21 protein-coding genes and 1 other RNA gene are annotated in these 20158 nt (G+C 36.1%); 13 read left to right on the top strand and 9 right to left on the bottom strand.

Annotation, left to right across the window (positions count from 1 at the left end; genetic code table 11):
• The first annotated feature begins 27 nt into the window (after positions 1 to 27).
• From IGL56_RS08530 to IGL56_RS08520, 3 genes are read left to right on the top strand one after another with little or no spacing between them, the layout of a single operon-like run.
• Positions 28 to 663 (top strand): YesL family protein, encoded by a 636-nt coding sequence (locus IGL56_RS08530; RefSeq protein WP_002362905.1) that lies wholly within the window; start codon positions 28 to 30, stop codon positions 661 to 663.
• Positions 617 to 2347: a sensor histidine kinase gene (locus tag IGL56_RS08525; RefSeq protein ID WP_029655778.1), complete on the top strand. Its 1731-nt coding sequence runs from the start codon at positions 617 to 619 to the stop codon at positions 2345 to 2347. The genes IGL56_RS08530 and IGL56_RS08525 overlap by 47 nt, the downstream gene beginning before the upstream one ends.
• An 11-nt stretch (positions 2348 to 2358) precedes the next feature.
• Positions 2359 to 3840, top strand: a complete 1482-nt coding sequence (locus IGL56_RS08520; RefSeq protein ID WP_002356858.1) for a response regulator transcription factor — start codon at positions 2359 to 2361, stop codon at positions 3838 to 3840.
• 40 nt (positions 3841 to 3880) lie between these two features.
• Here the strand turns inward: IGL56_RS08520 and IGL56_RS08515 are convergent, their stop codons facing one another.
• Positions 3881 to 6022, bottom strand: coding sequence for a GH92 family glycosyl hydrolase (locus tag IGL56_RS08515; RefSeq protein ID WP_002364393.1), 2142 nt, complete (start codon positions 6020 to 6022; stop codon positions 3881 to 3883).
• 172 nt (positions 6023 to 6194) lie between these two features.
• Between IGL56_RS08515 and IGL56_RS08510 the strand changes: the two genes are divergently transcribed.
• Positions 6195 to 7307, top strand: a complete 1113-nt coding sequence (locus IGL56_RS08510; RefSeq protein WP_002364392.1) for an FUSC family protein — start codon at positions 6195 to 6197, stop codon at positions 7305 to 7307.
• A 43-nt stretch (positions 7308 to 7350) separates the two neighbouring features.
• Here the strand turns inward: IGL56_RS08510 and IGL56_RS08505 are convergent, their stop codons facing one another.
• Together IGL56_RS08505 and gloA2 are read right to left on the bottom strand one after the other, a co-directional pair.
• Positions 7351 to 7833 (bottom strand): SRPBCC family protein, encoded by a 483-nt coding sequence (locus tag IGL56_RS08505; RefSeq protein WP_002356863.1) that lies wholly within the window; start codon positions 7831 to 7833, stop codon positions 7351 to 7353.
• 21 nt (positions 7834 to 7854) lie between these two features.
• The gene (gene gloA2 / locus IGL56_RS08500) at positions 7855 to 8235 is read right to left on the bottom strand and encodes an SMU1112c/YaeR family gloxylase I-like metalloprotein (RefSeq protein ID WP_002356864.1); all 381 of its coding nucleotides are present in this window, start codon (positions 8233 to 8235) and stop codon (positions 7855 to 7857) included.
• A gap of 211 nt (positions 8236 to 8446) precedes the next feature.
• Between gloA2 and treP the strand changes: the two genes are divergently transcribed.
• Together treP and IGL56_RS08490 are read left to right on the top strand one after the other, a co-directional pair.
• Positions 8447 to 9913 carry a PTS system trehalose-specific EIIBC component gene (gene treP / locus IGL56_RS08495; protein WP_002383776.1) on the top strand — a complete coding sequence of 489 codons (1467 nt, stop codon included), beginning with the start codon at positions 8447 to 8449 and terminating at the stop codon, positions 9911 to 9913.
• A gap of 127 nt (positions 9914 to 10040) precedes the next feature.
• The gene (locus tag IGL56_RS08490) at positions 10041 to 11045 is read left to right on the top strand and encodes a nucleoid-associated protein (protein WP_002356866.1); all 1005 of its coding nucleotides are present in this window, start codon (positions 10041 to 10043) and stop codon (positions 11043 to 11045) included.
• Positions 11046 to 11082: 37 nt separating this feature from the next.
• Here the strand turns inward: IGL56_RS08490 and IGL56_RS08485 are convergent, their stop codons facing one another.
• Positions 11083 to 11436, bottom strand: coding sequence for a YxeA family protein (locus IGL56_RS08485; protein WP_002387247.1), 354 nt, complete (start codon positions 11434 to 11436; stop codon positions 11083 to 11085).
• 198 nt (positions 11437 to 11634) lie between these two features.
• On the opposite strand from IGL56_RS08485, the gene IGL56_RS08480 reads away from it, so the two are divergent.
• Together IGL56_RS08480 and IGL56_RS08475 are read left to right on the top strand one after the other, a co-directional pair.
• Positions 11635 to 12339 (top strand): zinc metallopeptidase, encoded by a 705-nt coding sequence (locus IGL56_RS08480; protein WP_002384290.1) that lies wholly within the window; start codon positions 11635 to 11637, stop codon positions 12337 to 12339.
• An 83-nt stretch (positions 12340 to 12422) separates the two neighbouring features.
• A complete protein-coding gene (locus tag IGL56_RS08475) occupies positions 12423 to 12761 on the top strand; it encodes a hypothetical protein (protein ID WP_002356871.1) in 339 nt (112 codons plus the stop codon).
• Positions 12762 to 12787: 26 nt separating this feature from the next.
• Here IGL56_RS08475 and IGL56_RS08470 read toward each other — a convergent pair whose 3' ends face one another.
• Both IGL56_RS08470 and IGL56_RS08465 read right to left on the bottom strand, forming a co-directional pair.
• Positions 12788 to 13633, bottom strand: coding sequence for a PhzF family phenazine biosynthesis protein (locus IGL56_RS08470; RefSeq protein ID WP_002356873.1), 846 nt, complete (start codon positions 13631 to 13633; stop codon positions 12788 to 12790).
• A gap of 56 nt (positions 13634 to 13689) precedes the next feature.
• Positions 13690 to 14541 (bottom strand): PucR family transcriptional regulator, encoded by an 852-nt coding sequence (locus IGL56_RS08465; RefSeq protein ID WP_002383772.1) that lies wholly within the window; start codon positions 14539 to 14541, stop codon positions 13690 to 13692.
• A 77-nt stretch (positions 14542 to 14618) separates the two neighbouring features.
• Between IGL56_RS08465 and tadA the strand changes: the two genes are divergently transcribed.
• Together tadA and ffs are read left to right on the top strand one after the other, a co-directional pair.
• A complete protein-coding gene (gene tadA, locus IGL56_RS08460; protein WP_002362126.1) occupies positions 14619 to 15140 on the top strand; it encodes a tRNA adenosine(34) deaminase TadA in 522 nt (173 codons plus the stop codon).
• 39 nt (positions 15141 to 15179) lie between these two features.
• An RNA gene (gene ffs / locus IGL56_RS08455) (signal recognition particle sRNA small type) lies at positions 15180 to 15266 on the top strand.
• Positions 15267 to 15357: 91 nt separating this feature from the next.
• On the opposite strand, the gene IGL56_RS08450 is transcribed toward ffs, so the two are convergent.
• Entirely contained in the window at positions 15358 to 15738 is a 381-nt protein-coding gene (locus tag IGL56_RS08450; RefSeq protein WP_002356881.1) for a PH domain-containing protein, read from the bottom strand.
• Positions 15739 to 15995: 257 nt separating this feature from the next.
• Positions 15996 to 17234 (bottom strand): aminopeptidase, encoded by a 1239-nt coding sequence (locus IGL56_RS08445; RefSeq protein ID WP_002356882.1) that lies wholly within the window; start codon positions 17232 to 17234, stop codon positions 15996 to 15998.
• A 250-nt stretch (positions 17235 to 17484) separates the two neighbouring features.
• Here IGL56_RS08445 and IGL56_RS08440 point away from each other — a divergent pair, with 250 nt between their 5' ends.
• The gene (locus tag IGL56_RS08440; protein WP_002356883.1) at positions 17485 to 18057 is read left to right on the top strand and encodes a TetR/AcrR family transcriptional regulator; all 573 of its coding nucleotides are present in this window, start codon (positions 17485 to 17487) and stop codon (positions 18055 to 18057) included.
• A gap of 157 nt (positions 18058 to 18214) precedes the next feature.
• Positions 18215 to 18688: a TspO/MBR family protein gene (locus tag IGL56_RS08435; RefSeq protein WP_002356884.1), complete on the top strand. Its 474-nt coding sequence runs from the start codon at positions 18215 to 18217 to the stop codon at positions 18686 to 18688.
• A gap of 74 nt (positions 18689 to 18762) precedes the next feature.
• On the opposite strand, the gene IGL56_RS08430 is transcribed toward IGL56_RS08435, so the two are convergent.
• Positions 18763 to 19206, bottom strand: a complete 444-nt coding sequence (locus IGL56_RS08430; protein WP_002356885.1) for a flavodoxin — start codon at positions 19204 to 19206, stop codon at positions 18763 to 18765.
• Positions 19207 to 19380: 174 nt separating this feature from the next.
• Here IGL56_RS08430 and map point away from each other — a divergent pair, with 174 nt between their 5' ends.
• Positions 19381 to 20145: a type I methionyl aminopeptidase gene (gene map / locus IGL56_RS08425; RefSeq protein ID WP_002356886.1), complete on the top strand. Its 765-nt coding sequence runs from the start codon at positions 19381 to 19383 to the stop codon at positions 20143 to 20145.
• Positions 20146 to 20158: the final 13 nt, after the last annotated feature.

The raw sequence follows: 20158 nt of genomic DNA, 5'->3' as shown, positions 1-20158 counted from the left end.
TTTTACATAATAGAAAGGAAGAGGAAGATGGAAAGTACAGGGATTCAACGGTTGTTTTACCTTTCCTGGACAGTAATCAAACTAAATTTACTGTTTGTTTTATTTAGTTTAGCTGGAGGGATTATTTTTGGTGTTGGTCCAGCACTCCAAATGATGACTGATTTCATTTTGGAAGAGGGCATGAATTATCAAGCAATCACCGTTAAACGAGCATTTGAATCATGGAAAGCACATTTTAAAAGAAGTAACTGTTATTTTTTACTTTTTCTCTTCACTTTAGGATTTGTTTTTTATAATATTTATTTAGCCGTTCAATTTACCGGAATAATGTGGTTAATTATTACATTTATTTTATTTTTTGTTTCCCTAATACTCGTTATTTTTTACATTTATATGCTACTATATGAAGGAAGCTATTTTATCTCAACTATTGATTTAATGAAGCTTTCATTTATCAGTATCTTTTTAAACCTCGGTGTATTTTTTAAAGTCTTATTCGGTGTAATTAGTATCGTTGCTTTAACTTGGAAAATGAAAGGACTGCTACTATTTGCTTCGTTTGCCTTAATTATGATGTGGTGTGCCTATGTCACGCGCAAAAATCGCCAGTTTATTGATGGAAAGTTGGAACAAAATGAAGCGAATCTTCAAAAAACTGTTTAAAAAAAAATATTTATTAAATCGATTAGTACAAAAATACAGTCTACTGTTAACAAGTATTATTTTGTTAACGGTGGCTGCTTTGTGCGTTTATGTTACTTATACAATTAACTTATCAATTGATTCACAAAAAAATAACGCCGTTTCCCAAATTGACAGCTATGTAACGAATAAAAATAATGCGGCGACGAATATGATTAATGAATTAGCTGGCTCTGCAAGTAAAATTGAAAACATGCGAAAATATATGGAACTTTCTCCTCCTGAGTATTTTGACTATACTTACAGTCAATGGTCGGAAGATCGGGTCAGTACCCACTTTGGAAATAATTTAAGTACATTATTTAGCACCTTTCCTGACTTAGAAGAAGTGATTATTCGCTTAGATGAATTTGATCAGGTTTTGTTCGCCAATCGCACAGCTACAAATGGGAAAAAAATGGATATGTCATCAATTAAAAAACATGGCTTTCAACTAATGCGAATTATCTCCGATCCTTATACAGGACAACCACTGGGAGAGTTGTACACTGTGTTTTCAAGTCAAGAGTTGCTAGGCAACCAAGCAGACTTATTGAAAAAATCAGGTATTAATGCGTTTATCTATGATAGTGCTGGAAATCAAATTTTTTCTGAAAAAGCACAATTTACTAAAGAAGAAGAGCGGCAACTAGATAAAAGAATGCACACCGATAGTGACATTCAACAGGTTTTTCATAATCGCTACGATATTACGGAAATAGAAAGCAGTGGCCGGAGTACCATTCTCTTATTAACAAGCCGCCGAGTCTTATTTCAACAATTGTTTATGAATTATGCGGCCATTTTAGGGATTGGGTTACTTTTGATTGTTATTTTATTAGTGGGCTTAAACCGCCTATTTAAACGCTATTCTCAACAAGTCCAATTAATTTTAGAAGCGACACGAGCCATTGGCGATGGCAATTTAAAAGAACGAATTGACACGAATCAAGTTCAGGAAGAGTTGAATGATATTGCTTCCGCGATTAATTTTATGGTAGACAGTTTAGATCAATACATTCACGATATTTATACTTTAGAAATTAAGCAACGCGATGCTCACATGAGAGCGTTACAGTCGCAAATTAATCCTCATTTTCTTTATAATACGTTGGAATATATTCGTATGTATGCCTTGAGTCGGCAACAAGAAGAACTAGCTGATGTTGTCTATGCTTTTTCAACGTTACTTAGGAATAATATTAACCAAGAAAAAACCACGACCTTGGCAGAGGAAATCTTATTTTGCGAAAAATATGTGTATTTGTATCAAATGCGTTATCCCGACCAATTTGCCTATAAGTTCGAAATAGAAGAAACAATTGCTGATGTTGAAATTCCTAAGTTCATCATTCAGCCGCTTGTCGAAAATTATTTTGTGCATGGAATTGACTATCAACGACAAGACAATGCTATCAAGGTCCACGCCTACCGAGAAGGCGAAAAAATTATTGTGGCTGTTGTGGATAATGGAAAAGGAATCACCGCCAATCGGTTAGAGGAAATTCGCGAACGTTTAAATCAAACAGAAATAGAAACGGAACAATCCATTGGATTAAGAAATGTTCATGAACGTTTACAACGCTTTTTTGGGGAGAGTTATGGTTTAACCATTGAAGGGAAAGAAGGAGAAGGGACGACAATTCGTCTTTCGTTTGTAGCATAAGGGGTGAAAAGATGTATCGAGTGATGTTTGTTGATGATGAATATATGATTTTAGAAGGCTTAAAATGGATTATTCCTTGGCAAGAGTTAGGCTTTGAAATTGTTAAAACAGCGCGTAGTGCGCAAGAAGCATTGGCTTTTTTAGAAACAGAATCCATTGATGTTTTATTAACAGATATTACGATGCCGGAAATGAGTGGGATCGAATTAATTGAGCAAGCAAAGAAAAAAGGACATCAATTTATTAGTTTAATTTTATCAGGTTATCAAGAGTTTGATTACGTCAAAAAAGGCATGGCTTTGCAGGTCCAAGATTATCTTTTGAAACCAGTCAATAAGCAAGAACTATTAGCCAATATCCAGAGAATTAAAACAGAATTGGACCAACAAAAAAAATCCCATGCCCGCGTGCGTCTATATCTAGAAAATGGCTTGATGCGTTGGCTTAATGATGAAATCAGCGAAGGGGAATACGAAGAGTTAATGCAGCAATTTACGACTATAAAACCAGGTGATTTTACCGTTTTATTGGTTGAAGCTGAGATGCCATTTTTAGAAACAATCAAGGAACTATTTATGAAAAAAGGTCAACTGTTATTCATTGAAAGTTGGATGAGTACGTACCACCAATTGTTACTTATCTATAAAGGGGCTAGACAAGAAGCGTTCTTATTTATTCGTGAAATTGAAGCGATTCTAGCTGGTCAAGGTCAGATTTTTGTAGGGGAATCTGTCAATGAATGGGAAACGGTTTATGAAAGTTATGAGAAAGTAAAACAGTTGCAAGCAATTGAAACGTTTTATCAAGAATTTCTGCCAAATAATCAAAAAGAACAAATGAATCGTTCGGCAGAAGATTTTACTTTTCTAGCGTTTAACCAAGCCTTGATGATTGGGGATATGCAGACCATTCAACGGGAATTAGATGCTATTTTCAATCAGTTAAGTCAACAACATGCTACGCCAGAATATGTACGCTATGTAGTCTTCTTACTTTTTTCAGATATCTCCCGTCAGTATCCAACTGTGTTAGAAGAAAACTATGAAAAAATCGTGGAAGAAATTCGAGCTAGCAACAATCTTAATACACTGTATGCGTTAATGCAGCAAGTCTTGGCAGAAGTGAAAAATAAACCTAAAATAAAAAAATATTCAGAAAGTGTTAGCCAAGCTGTAGAAAGAATTGAACAAGGCTATTTAGAAGAATTAAACTTAAAAACGGTGGCGGATGAGCTTCATTTGAACCCTAGTTATTTAGGCCAAATTTTTAAAAAAGAAACCAAGCGGAGTTTTTCTCAATATTTGAATCAAGTGCGTACCAAGCATGCCCAGAAATTATTATTGTACACGGATGATACAATCAACGAAATTTCAGAAAAAGTAGGATTTAACAATACCAACTATTTTTCAAAAATGTTTAAAAAATTAAATGGAATTACGCCAAAAGAATTTCGAGAGCAATACCAATCAAATTACGCAGGTGTCGAAGAATAAAAAGAAAGATGTTCAATTTTTATGAACATCTTTCTTTTTATTATTTTTCCGTACTTAATGAAAACGGTCGTTCTGCTGTGGTTTGTGGATTCGGGACGATCCCTAATTGATAATCTAAAGTCCCGCCGTTTAATAGTTCTTGATGAGTAAAGTAAGGCGCAGTATGTTTTTCTTGGTTTAACTGAATTTCATGAATAAATTGTTGTTGGACTTTGTTTGGTGATGTCTGAATGGTTAATTGTTTACCATTTGACAGTTTTACTTCCGCCGTCTGGACTAAAGGCATCCCGATTACATATTCACCAGCTCCTGGTGTGACGGGATAAAAGCCTAAGCTATTAAAAATATACCAAGCAGACATGCTGCCATTGTCTTCATCACCTGGATAACCAGTTGGTGAAGCATCAAATGTTTGCATTAGTTGTTTTAAAAGTGGTTGAGCCATCTCTGGTTTGCCGATGTAGCTGAATAGAAACGGATAATGGAAACTTGGTTGATTTGAGATGGCTAATTGACCAAAATCAATTGCCGCCATTTCACTCATTTCATGAATTTCAAAACCATAGCCTTCAACGTTAAAGTTAGGCGCTTGATTGCATAGCTGAATTAATTTTTTTTCGAAAGCTAACTCGCTACCATATAGCTTAATCAAACCTGCAAAATCTTGATAAACCGCAAAACTTGATTGCCAAGCACTTCCTTCGGCGTAATCTTTGCCCCAACGAATATCTAAAAAGTCAGGACGGAAATTGCCTTCAGTATCCTTGGCTTGCATAAAGCCAGTTTCAGGATTAAAAAGTTGTTGATAATTCAAGGCTTGTTGACGATAAAACGTTGCGGTCTCTGAATCATTCAGTGTTTTTGCAACTTGTGAAATGCAGAAATCGCTGTACGCATAATCTAAGGTATGATTTACAGATTCATGATAGGTTGAAGGAACATAGCCATATTTTAGATAATCCAGAGTTCCTTGACGTCCATAATTTTCTCGTTCGCTTTGTTGTGTAGCGCCTTTTTTCATCGCTTCTAGGAACTGAGGCATCAAGTCAGGACGAATCTTTTTCACGGCGGCATCAGCAATGACAGCGTCAATCAAGGTGCCGGGCATTAAACCACGCTCATCTGGAGATAACCATTTTGGCAAGAAACCTGTTTCGTTGTAACTATTTAAAAAGCCTTCTAGCATCTCTTCGTATTTTTCTTGAGCAATTAGTGAGAACAATGGGTAGACCGTTTTATAAGTATCCCAAAAGCCATTATTGGTATATAGTACACCAGGACGAACCGTTTGCGAGAACGTATCATAATGAATCGGCTGCTGATTTTCGTCCAATTCATAAAAGGTTTGCGGAAATAGGAATGTTCGATACAGTGTATGATAAAACGTTTTAGTATGTTCAGGGTTTTCATGCGTTACTTTAAGGCGATCGAAATAATTATGCCAATCTGCGATTCCTTGTTGCAGCATCTCAGTAGAACGCAAAGAGATTTCTCGCGCTAAATTTAACTGCGCTTGTTTTTCAGAAATAAATGAACTACTAAAATGAACAACTTGTTGAGCAATATTTCCAAAAGAAAGAAGGATTTTGCCATCTTCACCTGAAGAAGGGGCAAACCATTTGGTTAAAGGCTGTTCAAAATGAAGCACAAAATAAAAACTAAAATCTGGATCTTCACAACCAGAATAGTTGATGACTTTTACAGCCACTTGATGGTCATCTAATTGTTTTACTTGATAACGTCCAGGCAGAGTTAGTAGTAAGTGATTATCTTTTTGTTGATAATCAATGGTTAAGATACCACCATACATGCTTGGGATTAATTGAGAAGTTATTTGATAGCGTAATTGAGTTAAGTTAATTTCGACAGGAGAAAAAAGGCTTTCTTCTGGACGATAAGAACTTTGGGCATGGAATAAAGAAAGTTCCGACAATGAACCACTGACAGGGGTCATTAATAAATGGCTAAAATCACCCATCCAAGGACTTGGTTGATGCGTTACTCGATAGCCTTGAAATGTTCGATCTTCTGGATGAAACCACCAGCTGCCTTTTTGGTCAGTTGTTTGCGGGGCGTAAAAATTCATCCCAAATGGCACGCCAGTATAGGGTAGACAATTTCCATTTGAAAAACTATGTTGGTTGGCAGTTCCGTGTCGCGTATCAATCGCTTGAATATTCATGAAAGTAGCTCCTTTGTTTTAAATGATATATCATATAGGCTGATTATAGCACAAAAAACAAGAAATGAAAGCGTATTTATTCGCTTTTTTATTTATTTTTAACGAATTGGTATATTCAATTTGAAGAGGGAATTGACAAGCATGTTACAATGGATAAGGAATCGATATTGGAGTGATTGTTATTTATTTTTTTAGTACAAAAAGTCAGCAATTTTTTGCGTATGTTTGGGCCATTTTCCCAGTCATCGCCTTTTTTTTGGTTAGTTTTTATACATTGGATTTTTTATTTTCCCCAAGCTATTTAATTATGGTGCCTGTATTTACTATTATGTTTAAAATTAACTATAAAAAAGATTATTCGTTTGTAGCGCTGCTCAAAATGAGTATCAGGCAATTTGTGATCAGTTTTTTAGCATTTATAGCTAGTAGTTCCTTTAGCTGGTCTATTATTTTAAATAGTAGTGTGACATTTTTAATTGTTTATTTATTTTATTCATCTGCGACACCGATGCGGTACCATAGTTATTTGATGATGTTTACGTTTTGTCAGTTAATCCAGGTTAAAGGAAATACATTTTTGATGCAATCTCAAGTTGTGGCCTTTTTAATTGGTCTTTTTTTATTGGCTTTAACACTAAACGCTTGGTGGCAAACGGGATTAAGTCAGCTTACCAGCTTAAAGAGTAGAGGCCATGTTCGCTTTTTTAAAAGCATTCAATTAAATATGAAGCAACAAAAATTGACGGTTATTAATTTCTGGCACGACTTACAACAGACTTTTTTTGGGATTACAAGTTTCAAACAATTTTTAGAAAGTCCTGACGAAAGAGTGCAACGATTTCGTTTAGCTATTCGTATGAGTTTCACCATTACGCTGAGTTTTATTTTAATGTGGAGTGTAGGAGGCATTAAAATAATTTGGATTCCGATGAATGTTTTTCTACTCTTGCATCCAGTGAAAGCAGAAATGAACACGCGTATTAAGACACGTTTTTGGGGGACTCTTTTAGGATGTTTCCTTAGTCTGTTTGTTGTCAATTGGCTTCAATTGCCACTGACACACCTCATTGTTTCTAGTTTGATTGGCATTTTTGTTTATGCCCTAAAACCAGGAACCGTGTTACAAGTGACAATGGCAACGATTTTTGGGTTATGTTTGGCAACAATTAGTTTACGAGGGATGTACGCCGCAGAGTTGCGGGTCTCTTTTGTATTATTGGCAATTTTTGTTGTTTGCTTAATTGATTTAGGTTTATTTGTTTATCAGCGTATTTTACGTTTTTAAAAAGTGTGGCACAGAGGGTGATTTACCCGTTGTGCCACACTTTTTAATTTTCTAAATTCGTTAATTTTTCCAAGTAATGATTTTCTATTTGCGGAAAATCTATTTTTTCTGGTGCTGCATCAGGAGTTTCAACTACTTGCTTCAAGCGATTGAGAACAATTGACCAACCAGCGATATCTTTATGGCGAGGTGTTGTAAAATTTTCTGGGAGAGATTCTGAAAAGACTAACAGGGTCTGATGAGGTGCTTGTTCTTTTAAGTCAAAATAGATGATACCAGTATCCCAAGTCACGCCCAGATATTTTTCCTCTGCATAATCAGTGAAAGGCATTGTTTCTTCAAAATCGGGCAGAATAAACCGCCAAAACCCGTTAACACCTAATTCACCAATTTCTAATTCTGGAAACCATTGTTTTAGCTTGTCTGTCTCAGTCAGGTAGCGCCAAATCGTTTGAGGGCTGGCTGAAATTGCCCGTTCTGTACCAAAATAAATCGTCTGGTTTTCTAAGCGAAAGGTATCTTTCATTTTGTTTCTCTCCTTTATTTATTATTCATGAAGTTCTAAAGGTAGTCCATCTGGATCAAAAAAGAAGGTCATTTTTTCACCCGTAAAATCATCTACTCGTAGCGGTTCTGTTTCAATTCCTTGCTCATTTAAAAAAGCAATCACTTCTTCAATATGTTCAACTTTAAAAGCTAAATGACGTAATCCTAAAGCTTCAGGATAAGAGGGGCGAGCGGGAAATTGATCAGAAATAAAAATTTCCAATTCTTGGCTGCCTAATTTTAAATCTAATTTAATATCGTTTTTTTCGGGACGATGATTTTCGCGAAGAACTTCAAAGCCCAACTTTTCGACATAAAAATTTTTAGTTGCTTGATAATTTGAGGCATTGATTGCCACATGATGAATTTCTTTAAAAAACATTTTTCATACTCCTTTTCGTTTTTTCCCTCTGTAGTATAGCAATAAAGAAGCAGCTAAAAAAGCGTTCTGTTTGACTCTTTAAGAAAAGACAAGGGATTTGCAAAAAAATAAAATTATTTTTTTGAAAGAAAGCGCTTGCCAAAAAAAGAATAATCGAGTATGATGTATATACAACTTAATTGTATATACAAGTTTGAGAGGAGAATGTAAAATGGGTAAGTTTCAAAGCGATGCACAACAGTTGTTGAAAGCAGTAGGAGGCAAAGAAAATATTTCAGCTGTTTCTCATTGTGCAACTCGAATGCGTTTTGTATTAAAAGATCCAAAAAAAGCGGATGTACCTGTGATTGAAGATATTCCTTCTGTAAAAGGAACCTTTACAAATGCTGGACAGTTTCAAGTAATTATTGGGAATGAAGTCCCACAATTTTATAATGATTTTTCTGCAATTTCCGGTTTAGAAGGGGTTTCAAAAGAAGAAGGGAAAGCAGCTGCCAAAAGTAATTTGAGTCCTGTTCAACGAGTTGTTTCTGTTTTAGCTGAGATTTTTACACCATTGATTCCTGCACTTGTTATCGGGGGATTGATTTTAGGGTTCCGCAATATTTTGGAAGGGGTTCCATTTGGCTTTCTTGATGGTCAAACAATCGTGGAAGTTTCTCAATTTTGGAATGGAGTCAATTCATTCTTATGGTTAATCGGCGAAGCAATTTTCCACTTCTTGCCAGTTGGGATTACGTGGAGTATTACGAAGAAAATGGGAACCACACAAATCTTGGGGATTGTCCTAGGGATTACATTAGTCTCACCACAACTTCTGAATGCTTATTCAGTTGCGACGACTAAAGCAGCAGAAATTCCTTTCTGGGATTTTGGGTTTGCTCAAGTTAACATGATTGGTTATCAAGCGCAAGTTATCCCAGCTATGTTAGCCGGCTTCTTGCTTGCCTATCTTGAAATTTTCTTTAGAAAAGTGATTCCTCAAGCAATTTCAATGATTTTTGTCCCATTGTTTGCTTTAGTACCGACAGTATTGGCTGCACATGTCATTTTAGGACCAATCGGTTGGACGATTGGTAGTTGGGTTTCTGATATTGTGAATGCAGGATTAACGTCAACATTTAATTGGTTATTTGGCGCCGTCTTTGGCTTTATGTACGCACCATTAGTTATCACTGGGTTGCATCATATGAGTAATGCTATTGATTTACAGTTGATTGCTGACTTTCAGTCAACCAACTTATGGCCAATGATTGCTTTATCAAATATTGCACAAGGTTCAGCAGTTTTAGCGGTTATCTTTATGCATCGTGGAAACAAAAAAGAAGAACAAGTTTCGATTCCAGCAATGATTTCTTGTTACCTAGGTGTGACTGAACCAGCGATGTTTGGGATCAACTTAAAATATGTTTATCCATTTGTTGCGGGCATGATTGGTTCAGCAATGGCCGGAATGTTTGCCACTTTAATGGGCGTTCGTGCGACAAGTATCGGCGTCGGTGGCTTGCCAGGAATTTTATCTATTGTGCCACAATATTACTTGCCGTTTTTAGGCGCAATGGTGATTGCCATTATCGTACCAATGGGCTTAACTTATATTTTCAGAAAGAAAGGCATCTTTAATAAAGTCGATCCAGTTGATGAAGCAACAGGGATGTTATACAGCGAAGAAGGGTAATCGCTTTTTGAAGTTAAGAAGAATTCGTAGACATTTGTCTACGAATTCTTCTTCTTTTTATAGAAACTATTGGCTTTTTTCTCTCTTTCAGTTAGACTAAAAAGGTTGAGAAAAGGAGAGCGTAAAAATGGATATTTATTTAAAAAAAGCAATTTTACACATTATTGATCGAGAAACTGGGACGCCGGTTTTTTCTGAAAAGGAACTAGATTTAACGACTGAGTATATTCGAACGTATTTAACTGCAAAAATTTCAAAACTTTCGACTGCACAAACAAAGACTGGAACATTGGCGGAAAATAGTTCCTTTGTTGACACGTTACGTGGGATTCCTAGTGATTTTGTAAAGAAAAGCCAAGAAGTTACCCAACATTGGTATGATGTTTATTCAGGAAGCGAAGATGCGCCTAGTGCTGATATTTTGTTCATTTTATATGAATTAGATACGGTGTTACATGTCGCAATGATTAAATTAAACTATAAAGAAAGTTACACGCATTACGTCGACTATGAAGAAGAATCCGTTTATAACAAACTGATTATCAATCGAGCAATTTTGTCTTCAAAATCACAAAAACCAGATGAAGGAATTACAGTTGACTTAGATACATTAGCGTTTGAATTACTAGAGAAAAGATATGAATTTTCAGGAGAAAAAATCTGGTATTTCTCTGAAAAAGTGATTGAGACGCAAGCGGCACCTTCCATGGAAGAAAATATCAAAGAAATTAAAAAAGCAGTCAAACGCATTGGAAAGAAATTTAACGAAGATGAGTTTGAACTAATGGCTTCTGTAAAAGAAGCGGTATATGATAGCATTGAGGAAACGGGAACGATTGACAATGAGCAGATTGCTGAGCAAGTATTTAAAGAAAATGTATCAGCTAAATTAGCTTACCAAGAAGAAGTGAATGAGTCGAAGTTTGTCGACAAAACACCGCCAGTCAGAGAATCTCGCGAAATTTCTGAAAAGAAATTTGGCAAACAGAAGTTAAAAATGGATAACGGTATTGAATTAATTGTTCCGTTAGATGTTTACCGCAATGGCGATTTAATTGAATTTGTTAATAATCCAGATGGCACAGTGTCCATTATGCTAAAAAATATCGAAAAAATTAGTAATCAATTATAAAGAAAAAACCGTTGGTCGCTTGCCAACGGTTTTTTCTTTATTTTAATTTTTCTAAAGCTTTTTCAGGGACTTCTTTTTCTGTCACTTCATTCCAGCTGATCACGCCTTTACGGGGATTAACTTTCAATTTTAGATAGGCTTTCATACGCAAAGGTTGATCACGGGATTCGTTTAATTCCACGGTTTTTTCTTCACCGTTTTTATTAAACGCAGGTTGTTGATAGTAATAAATGGTCATTGCTTCACCAGAATTTGTTTTTTCATCTTTCTTTTCACCAGATGTTGTGATTTGTGTATAATAGGCTTCTCCACCGTAATAGTAATTATAAACGCCCCAGCTACCACCGGCTAAAATGACTATGGGAATTAATATTTTTAGTAATGTTTTCATTTTCCTCACCTCAAGGAATAGTATGCCTTTTTTTTAGGAAATTTGCCATATTTTTTTCCGTTAATTGAGTGACAATTTTGTTAGTTTCGGCACTTTCTTGAAAAATTCATCATTTTTTTAAACAAAAGACAACGTTTGTCGCTCCCTTTTTTTCACTATCATGCTACAATAAAGAAAAAAAGATGGAGGTAGAGGACAATGATGCCCTTTTATTTTGGAATCGATCCAACCTATATATTGGTAATTATCGGAATTGCGATTTCTGGTGCGGCCTCCGCATATGTTAACAGTACCTTTCGTAAATATGATCAAGTACGAAGCAGTAAACATGTTACAGGCACGCAGGCAGCACAATATATTTTACAAAAAGAACAAATTAATGATGTTGGAGTTCAGCAAATTGCTGGTGATTTAACTGACAATTATAATTCTGGAAACAAAATGTTGAGCTTATCCGAAGCCACTGCTCAATCGACATCGGTCGCGGCTATTGGCGTGGCGGCTCATGAATGCGGACATGCGGTACAAGATCATACGAACTATGTGCCTTTACGTCTTCGTGCAGCTATTGTTCCAGTTGCCAACATCGGTTCAACCATTTCCTTTCCACTAATTTTGATTGGTGTTTTATTTAGTTGGAATCAAACATTAATCAACATTGGAATTTTGGCTTTTTCATTAGCCTTGATTTTTCAATTGGTGACTTTACCGGTGGAGTTTAATGCGTCTAGACGTGCATTAAGTATTCTTTCTGAAGGTGGGTTATTAACAGAAGAAGAAGTCCCAATGGCCAGAAAAGTTCTTTTTGCAGCTGCACTTACCTACGTAGCAGCGGCGCTTTCGACCTTTTTACAACTTTTACGTTTGGTTATTTTATTTGGTGGCAATAACCGACGAGACTAAGTGCTAGTAAAGGTCTTTCTATTACGCATAAAAGTAATAATATGTTATGATTAAAGTAGAAAATAACAGAGGAGCTGAAGGAAATGAAAGCATCAACAAAAATTGGTATCGGTTTAAGCATTGCTGCAGTTGCAAGTGTCTCTGTTGCAGTCATCGCTTCTGAAAAAATTATTAAGAAGGTATCTCATGTTTCCAATCGTTATAAAGTTAAAAAGTTTGTAGACGATAAATTTGATGGAAACCAAAAATTATTATCGATTGTCGATGATTTATCTGATGATGAATTAGATTCTGTTTTAAATGTTGTGGATCGTGTGAAAGATGGCGGTTCAAAATTAGCTGAATATGGCGAAAAAGTTAAAGACAATACAGATTCTTTAAAAGAACGCTTTTTCACATTTATTGAAGATGCAATGAAGTAAAAAAGATGGCCTAGGCCATCTTTTTTTTATAAAAATAATTCTTTTGTTTCAACATAATAGCCTCTGCCACCAACTAGAACTTGATCAATTGTCTTTTGAGGTGTAGTGTTCAAACGCACTAAGACTTCTGAAGGAGCGTTTAAGGTATAACCTTGGGCAAAGGTGTAATTGGTTTTTTGTAAAATTTGGTGATGGTACAGATAACAAGCTAACGCACCATTTGATGTACCAGTAGCGGCTTCTTCATCGATGTCATAAAGGGGTGCAAAATTCCTACAAATGATATTTTCTTCAGACAAAGCAAAAAGATGCATCCCAATAACTCCATACTTTTGACTAAGTAACTTAATTTTTTCAAAGTTTGGTTGTAAATCCTGTAATAATTGCGCATTTTTAATGGGAACCAAAATATCTTTTAGGCCCGTTGACACAATCTGGATAGGAAAAGCAGTTGCCACTGCGTTTAAATCAAAGCAGCCGCTCAATTCTTCTAAAGTGAGCGTATCATAAAAAGTTGGGACAGTTTGTTCCATAAATAGTTGTTCACCGTTAGCCGTGATTGCGAGCAAACCGCTGTTCGTTTCGATTGTATATGCTGTTTGCAATAATTTATTTAAGTGGTTCATGATGGTGAAAGCGCCAATTGTCGCGTGGCCACATAAGTCGACTTCTTCTTTTGGTGTAAAATATTCAAGGCGGAAATCAGCAATCTTTGAGTCTGAAATAAAAGCAGTTTCTGCAAATCCTAGTTCTTTAGCGATGGCCATTTTTTGGGTTCTCGTTAAGGGCTGTGTCATAAAAACAACGCCTGCTTTGTTGCCACCTTCGTGGTTTTTACTAAATGCACTAGCGACATATGCGGTAATTTTCATTGGAACGCCTACTTTCTAATTGGGAATAAAAAACATACGAGTAAAAAATGGACGTACTACTTTCTTAATAACAAATAACAAAAGATTAAATCATCCATTTTTTTTAAAGATAAGCCAGTTTGTTCAAAAAACTTTTCCAACCGATAGTGTAAAGTATTTCGATGCATAAATAAATCTTTTGCAGTGGAGCTGATATTGCCTTGATTTTTCCATAAAGCGCTGATGATTGGCTGAATATCGGTGTCTTTATTTAATAAACGACGATAATACTCAACAAGTACATTTTGGCTCATGGCTTCCTTGGTAAAATAGTGGAGGGCAACATCAGTTAAACTAAAAACAGTCGTCCGACTAGAGGAATTAAGTTCTTCTGAAAAAATACGTTGTTCTTCATGGAAACAACGCCGGAGAATGTCTTCAGAGGAATAAAAATTGCCAACAAATACAGCACTAGTGCAATCAAAGTCTGTATCTAATGTTAAAAAGATCCCTTGAATTTCTTCTTGTTGAAAGGTATTTTTTGACTGTTCTTCAACTAAAATATACATATTATTACTTGGACTGAAACAATCAACTGTATCTGGAAACATCTTTGTTAAATTAAATTGCCATTCAGCTTGTAATTCTTTTGTGACATTCGTTTGAATTTGCAACATACGAAAGGTCCCTTCGGCAGGTAATTTTGCCTGTTGAAATAAGTAACTGAACCAAGGATGGTTACCAGTAATTGTTGGGTTTTCAGAAATCGGGAAAAGCGCTTCCAACAAATGCTGTTCTTTAATACTTAAGAAAGCTTTATTCACAATGAAAAATTGGTCGTCAACAGGAATTGAATAGGTGGCTTCGGAACCAATTGTTTTTGATAAATAGCCTTTGGGATAAAGCTGAGATAAATTTTCAATAATCATAGACACACCTCACTGATTTATTGTACCATGAAGCAAGACAGAAGTTTAGTGGGAAAAAGCCGAAAGGTGGAAATTAATTGGGAAAAAAAGAAACAACGTTAACACAAGAAGAAAAAGAATTTTTTATGCGAGAAGCCATTGCAGAAGCGAAAAAAGCAGAAGGTTTGGCTGAGGTGCCTATTGGAGCTGTAATTGTTCGGCAAGGGGAAATTATTGGCCGCGGGCATAATCTGAGAGAAGCACGGCAAGAAGCAACGGCGCATGCAGAAATGTATGCAATCCAAGAAGCGTGTCGCGGGATAGAAAATTGGCGTCTAGAAGAAACCCAATTATTTGTAACTTTAGAGCCTTGTCCAATGTGTAGTGGGGCGATGCTTTTAGCACGAATTCCAGAAGTTTATTATGGCGCAACCGATCCTAAAGCAGGCACTGCTGGCACATTGATGAATTTATTAGAAGATGAACGCTTCAATCATGTGGCCTATGTCGAAGCAGGCGTTTTAGAAGAAGAGTGTCGCTTATTGCTAGTTCAGTTCTTTAAAAAGTTACGGGCAAAGAAAAAAGAAGAGAAACTTTTAAAAAATCAAAAGAAAGACTAGTCAAAAGAATAAAAATACGTTATACTAGGTTTTGCCGAAAGGCTAGGACAATGGCGGGCTAGTGAATTGTGTCAGATCCGGAAGGAAGCAGCACTAAGCAAGTGCCGCCATGTGTCTGATTGAATAAGGAACGTATCAAGGCTGAGAAGCCTTTTTTATTTTATCTAAAATTAAAAAGACAGGAAAGTTGGTCGCTTCCCTGTCTTTTTTTGTGGATTCAAGATAACACAGCAGCTGCTAAGGCTTGTTGAATAGCAACAATATCTTTATCTTTTCTAAATTGAAGACTTACTGAAGGTAACTCAGCACTTGAAATCCATATCTTTAGTTCTGCATCTAGGTCGAAATGTCCACTAGTTTCAACAGAAAAGCGTGAAATAGATTTGTAGGGAATCGATTTATAATCAACTTTTTTACCTGTAATTCCTTGTTTATCGACTAAAATTAAGCGTTTATCTGTAAAGACAATTAAATCTCTTACTAAAGTGAAGGCCATATCTACTTTTTCGTTAGGGATTAAAACATCCCGTAATTCTTTTTCAGCTGTTTCATTGTTATTTTGTGTTGCATTCCCTAATAATCCATCAAATAATCCCATGTTAATTCTCCAATTCTACTTTTTTGAAAAAATTCTTTTATTTAAAAGTAAACTTATATCGTGTAAAAGAATCCGCTTTCAATTTAATTATAACGTTAAAGGTCCTTCGAATGCAATTGATTTTTTAGCATAAGAAAGTGAGGCCTAAATCGCTGCAACTTAGGCCTCACTTTCTAAATTTTAAAAGAACCTACTGAATAAAAGCAGTTTCTTCTTATTTCTTGGAGCTAAAAACTTTGGTTTCAACATTTGGTAGACTATGCCCAATCGCCATTTCTAAAAACTGGAACAATCGTCCCGTCTTCCTTAATGCCGTCAATATTCATTTTGTCAGATCCTACCATAAAGTCCACATGTGTTTGGCTACGATTTAAACCAGCTTCAGCTAATTCTTCTTCGCTCATCTCCGTGCCGCCTTGTAAGTTGAAGGCATAGGCTGAACCAAAGGCTAAATGATTAGAGGCATTTTCATCAAACAATGTATTATAAAAAATCAAACCGGATTGTGAAATTGGTGAAGGGTCTGGTACTAAAGCAACTTCTCCTAAGTGTTTGGCACCTTCATCAATAGCTAAGAGATTTTTCAATGCTTCTTCGCCTTGTTCAGCTGAGAAGTCAACAACTTTTCCATCTTTAAATGTAAATTTCATTCCCGAAATGATTGTGCCAGCATAACTTAGTGGTTTTGTACTAGAAACATAACCATCAACGCGGCGACTATCTGGGGCGGTGAAAACTTCTTCTGTTGGCATATTAGCCATGAATTCTTCCCCACGAGCGTTATAACTACCAGCGCCTTCCCATAAATGGTTTTTAGGCAAACCAATCGTTAAATCTGTCCCAGGAGCTGTGTAGTGTAAAGCAGTAAATTGTTGTTCGTTTAATTCAGCCGCTTTTTCTTGTAATTTTTTATCATGGATATTCCAAGCAATGACTGGGTTTTCTTCATAAATTCGTGTTGTTTTGAAAATTTCATTCCAAAGTGCATCAACTTGTTCTTCACTTGTTGCTAATTCTGGAAAGACTTTAGCTGCCCAGCCTTCACTAGCAGCAGCTACAACAGTCCAACTTACTTTGTTGGCTTGCGTTGCTTTTCGTAGGTTGACCAATGCTTTCCCATTAGCCGCTTGGAAAGCTGCTACACGTTGTGCATCCACGCCAGCTAATGCATCAGGATTAGAAGAAACCACGCTAATTCGGCTTGCGCCTTTGGCAATCCAATCATCGGTTTGATCAATTTTATATTGAGGAACATTTTCAATACGATCAGTTGCAGCATGAGCTAAAAATTCACGTTGAATGGTTTCGTCGCTCCATTGAACAATTACTTCGGCCGCACCTAAGCGATAAGCTTCTTCCGTAATTAAGCGGGCAAGGGGCGCTTGATCAACACTGATTTGTAAAACAACCGTATGATTGTCCTGAACATTGACACCCGTTTCAGCAATTAAACGTGCATATTTCTTTAGATTTTCATTAAAATTCTCTAAGGTCATTCGTGATTCCTCCTTCATTTTCATGGGTAATGACTGCTCATATCATAACACGGAAGAGCAGGGAACTCAACGAAATAAAGCCTTTATCAACTGTTATTTTAAGTTGGGGTAAAAGTTGTCGTGCTCCCGCTCAGTGAACTTTTGTACAAAGAGTTGTTCTAATTTTGCATAATAGAAAAATCGTGTTACAATAACCATAAGCATTTATTTGGAAGCGTTGTATATGAATGAATAAAGGGGATAGGGAATTATGGCAAGAAAAAAAACCATTACGAAAGAGCAGATTTTAACAGCTGCCTATGAAGTAGTCGCCACTGAAGGATTTTCGAAGTTCACTGCACGTAATATTGCTAATAAAATGAAATGTTCCACCCAACCGATTTATTTGGAATTTAAAAACATGGATGATTTACGCGATGCTTTATTCCAAAAAATTCATAAATACTTAGCGAAAGAAGTCTTTCCAGTAAAACATACTGGGAATACAATTGTTGATTTGGCTTTAAACTATATTCATTTTGCGACAAGTGAAAGTAAGTTATACCGTGCGCTTTATTTAGAAGAATATGGTGGCGGCAAAAAAATGCAAGAATTCTCTTATCACTATTTTACTGAAGCGGTAAAAGCTGATCCTGAGTATGCTAATTTAAACGATGTTCAAATTGACTCTTTACACATGGGAACATGGGTGGTCGCTACTGGTGTGGCTGCATTGATGACTTCTGGAATTATCCATCCTTCAGAAGAACAAATCATTCATTTAATGAAAGATAGTATTGAAGCAATTCTTGAACGAGATGAACCAATTGATATTGACCTATAAAAATTAAAAAAAGTGTAACCTCATGCTGATAACTTCTGTGAGGTTACAGCAAAAGACTGTTTCTTAAAAGAACGGTCTTTTTTTGTTAAGTGTATTAATGGTAGATTATTCGCAACCATGCTACAGTAAAGAAGAGAAATAGAAAGGGGCAAAAAACATGAACCGAGTGAAAGATAAGCGTTTATGGCTAAGTATTGTAGGAATTACCGGACTAGGGCTCTTGTCGGGCTTATTTTCAGTAAATGCGAGAGAATATTATCAAGCGTTGAGATTACCAAGTTTTGCTCCGCCAGGCTGGTTATTTGGACCAGTGTGGTTGGTGTTGTATATTTTTATGGGCATTACTTTTTATTTCATCTTAGTTCATCCAAATAAACAACAGAAAAAACGGATGATTACGCTATTTATTTTACAATTTATTGCGAACTTTTTCTGGACATTTTTCTTTTTTTCTTTACAAAATAATTTATTATCTGTGATTGATATCTCATTGTTATGGCTATTATTAATAGTTCAACAGTGGGACTACTTGCGTTATAAATTAATAACGCGTGGCTGGTTGATGATTCCTTATATTCTTTGGGTTACTTTTGCGGCAGCATTAAATTACAGTATTTTATTTTTAAATTAGGAATATCAAAACACCAGAGAAAAATGGGAACTAGCCATTTTTTTCTGGTGTTTTTTTTATTTATTTCAACGTAGTTATTCTGCGGCAGTTGCTAATTTTTTCGCAAATTCTTCTAAACGTTGGATGTCGTCTTCTTCAGCGGCTAAATCAACTTTAACGCTGTCGGCGCCTTTTTTTGCCCCAATTTGAGTAAAGACTGCTTCGAAGTCGTCCACCGATTTACAAAAATCATCATAAAACGTGTCTCCTGAACCACAAACGCCGAAGATTTTTCCTGATAAATCAATCTCTTGTAAGTCTTCATAAAAGTCGACAATTTCATCAGGTAAATCGCCATCGCCATACGTATATGTAGCTACTACACAGATATCGGCCTCTTCAAAATCAGCGGCATCGACTTGCGTACACTCATCAATTTCGACCTCTAATTCTAAATCTTCAAATGCTTCTGCAACAATGTCGGCAATTTCTTCTGTATTCCCAGTCATGCTTGCATACACAATTTTAGCTAACGTCATAAACTTTCTTCCCCCTCATACAATTCTGTCACTTATTATAGCAGATGCGCATTTCTTATAAAAGACTAGCGAGTGCTTTTATTAAGGGACTTTTTGAAAATTGGTGTTTGAACAATCTTTTTTGCAAAAAATGTGATAAAATAATTTGAATGAAACAAGTTTAGGAGAGATAGTATGATTACATTAAAATCACCACGAGAAATTGAAATGATGGATGAATCAGGGGAATTATTAGCGGATGTTCACCGTCATTTACGGACGTTTATTAAACCTGGCATTACAAGCTGGGATATTGAAGTATTTGTGAGAGACTTTATTGAAAGTCATGGTGGCGTGGCGGCTCAAATTGGCTATGAAGGTTACAAATATGCTACTTGTTGTAGTATCAACGACGAAATTTGCCACGGATTTCCTCGTAAAAAAGTATTAAAAGATGGCGACCTAATCAAAGTAGATATGTGTGTCGACTTAAAGGGCGCAATCTCTGATTCATGCTGGTCTTATGTCGTGGGTGAATCAACACCTGAAATTGATCGCTTGATGGAAGTAACCAAAAAAGCGCTATATCTTGGGATTGAACAAGCACAAGTAGGAAATAGAATTGGCGATATTGGTCATGCAATTCAAACGTATGTAGAAGGAGAAGGCTACGGGGTAGTTCGCGACTTTGTAGGTCATGGCATTGGCCCAACTATTCATGAAAGTCCAATGATTCCTCACTATGGTGAAGCAGGTAAAGGACTACGTTTAAAAGAGGGAATGGTTATTACCATTGAGCCAATGGTTAACACAGGAACTTGGCGCATGAAAATGGACCCAAATGGTTGGACTGCTTATACTGAAGATGGCGGTCTAAGTTGTCAATATGAACATTCATTAGCGATTACGAAAGAAGGTCCAAGAATCTTAACGTCACAAGGCGAAGAATTGACTTATTAATAAGGAGAGTGTG

The sequence above is a fragment of the Enterococcus sp. DIV1316a genome (genome assembly GCF_050536915.1).
Taxonomy (GTDB): domain Bacteria; phylum Bacillota; class Bacilli; order Lactobacillales; family Enterococcaceae; genus Enterococcus; species Enterococcus faecalis.
The sequence above is the reverse complement of the archived record's forward strand: the minus strand, read 5'-3'. Positions and strand labels throughout refer to the sequence as shown.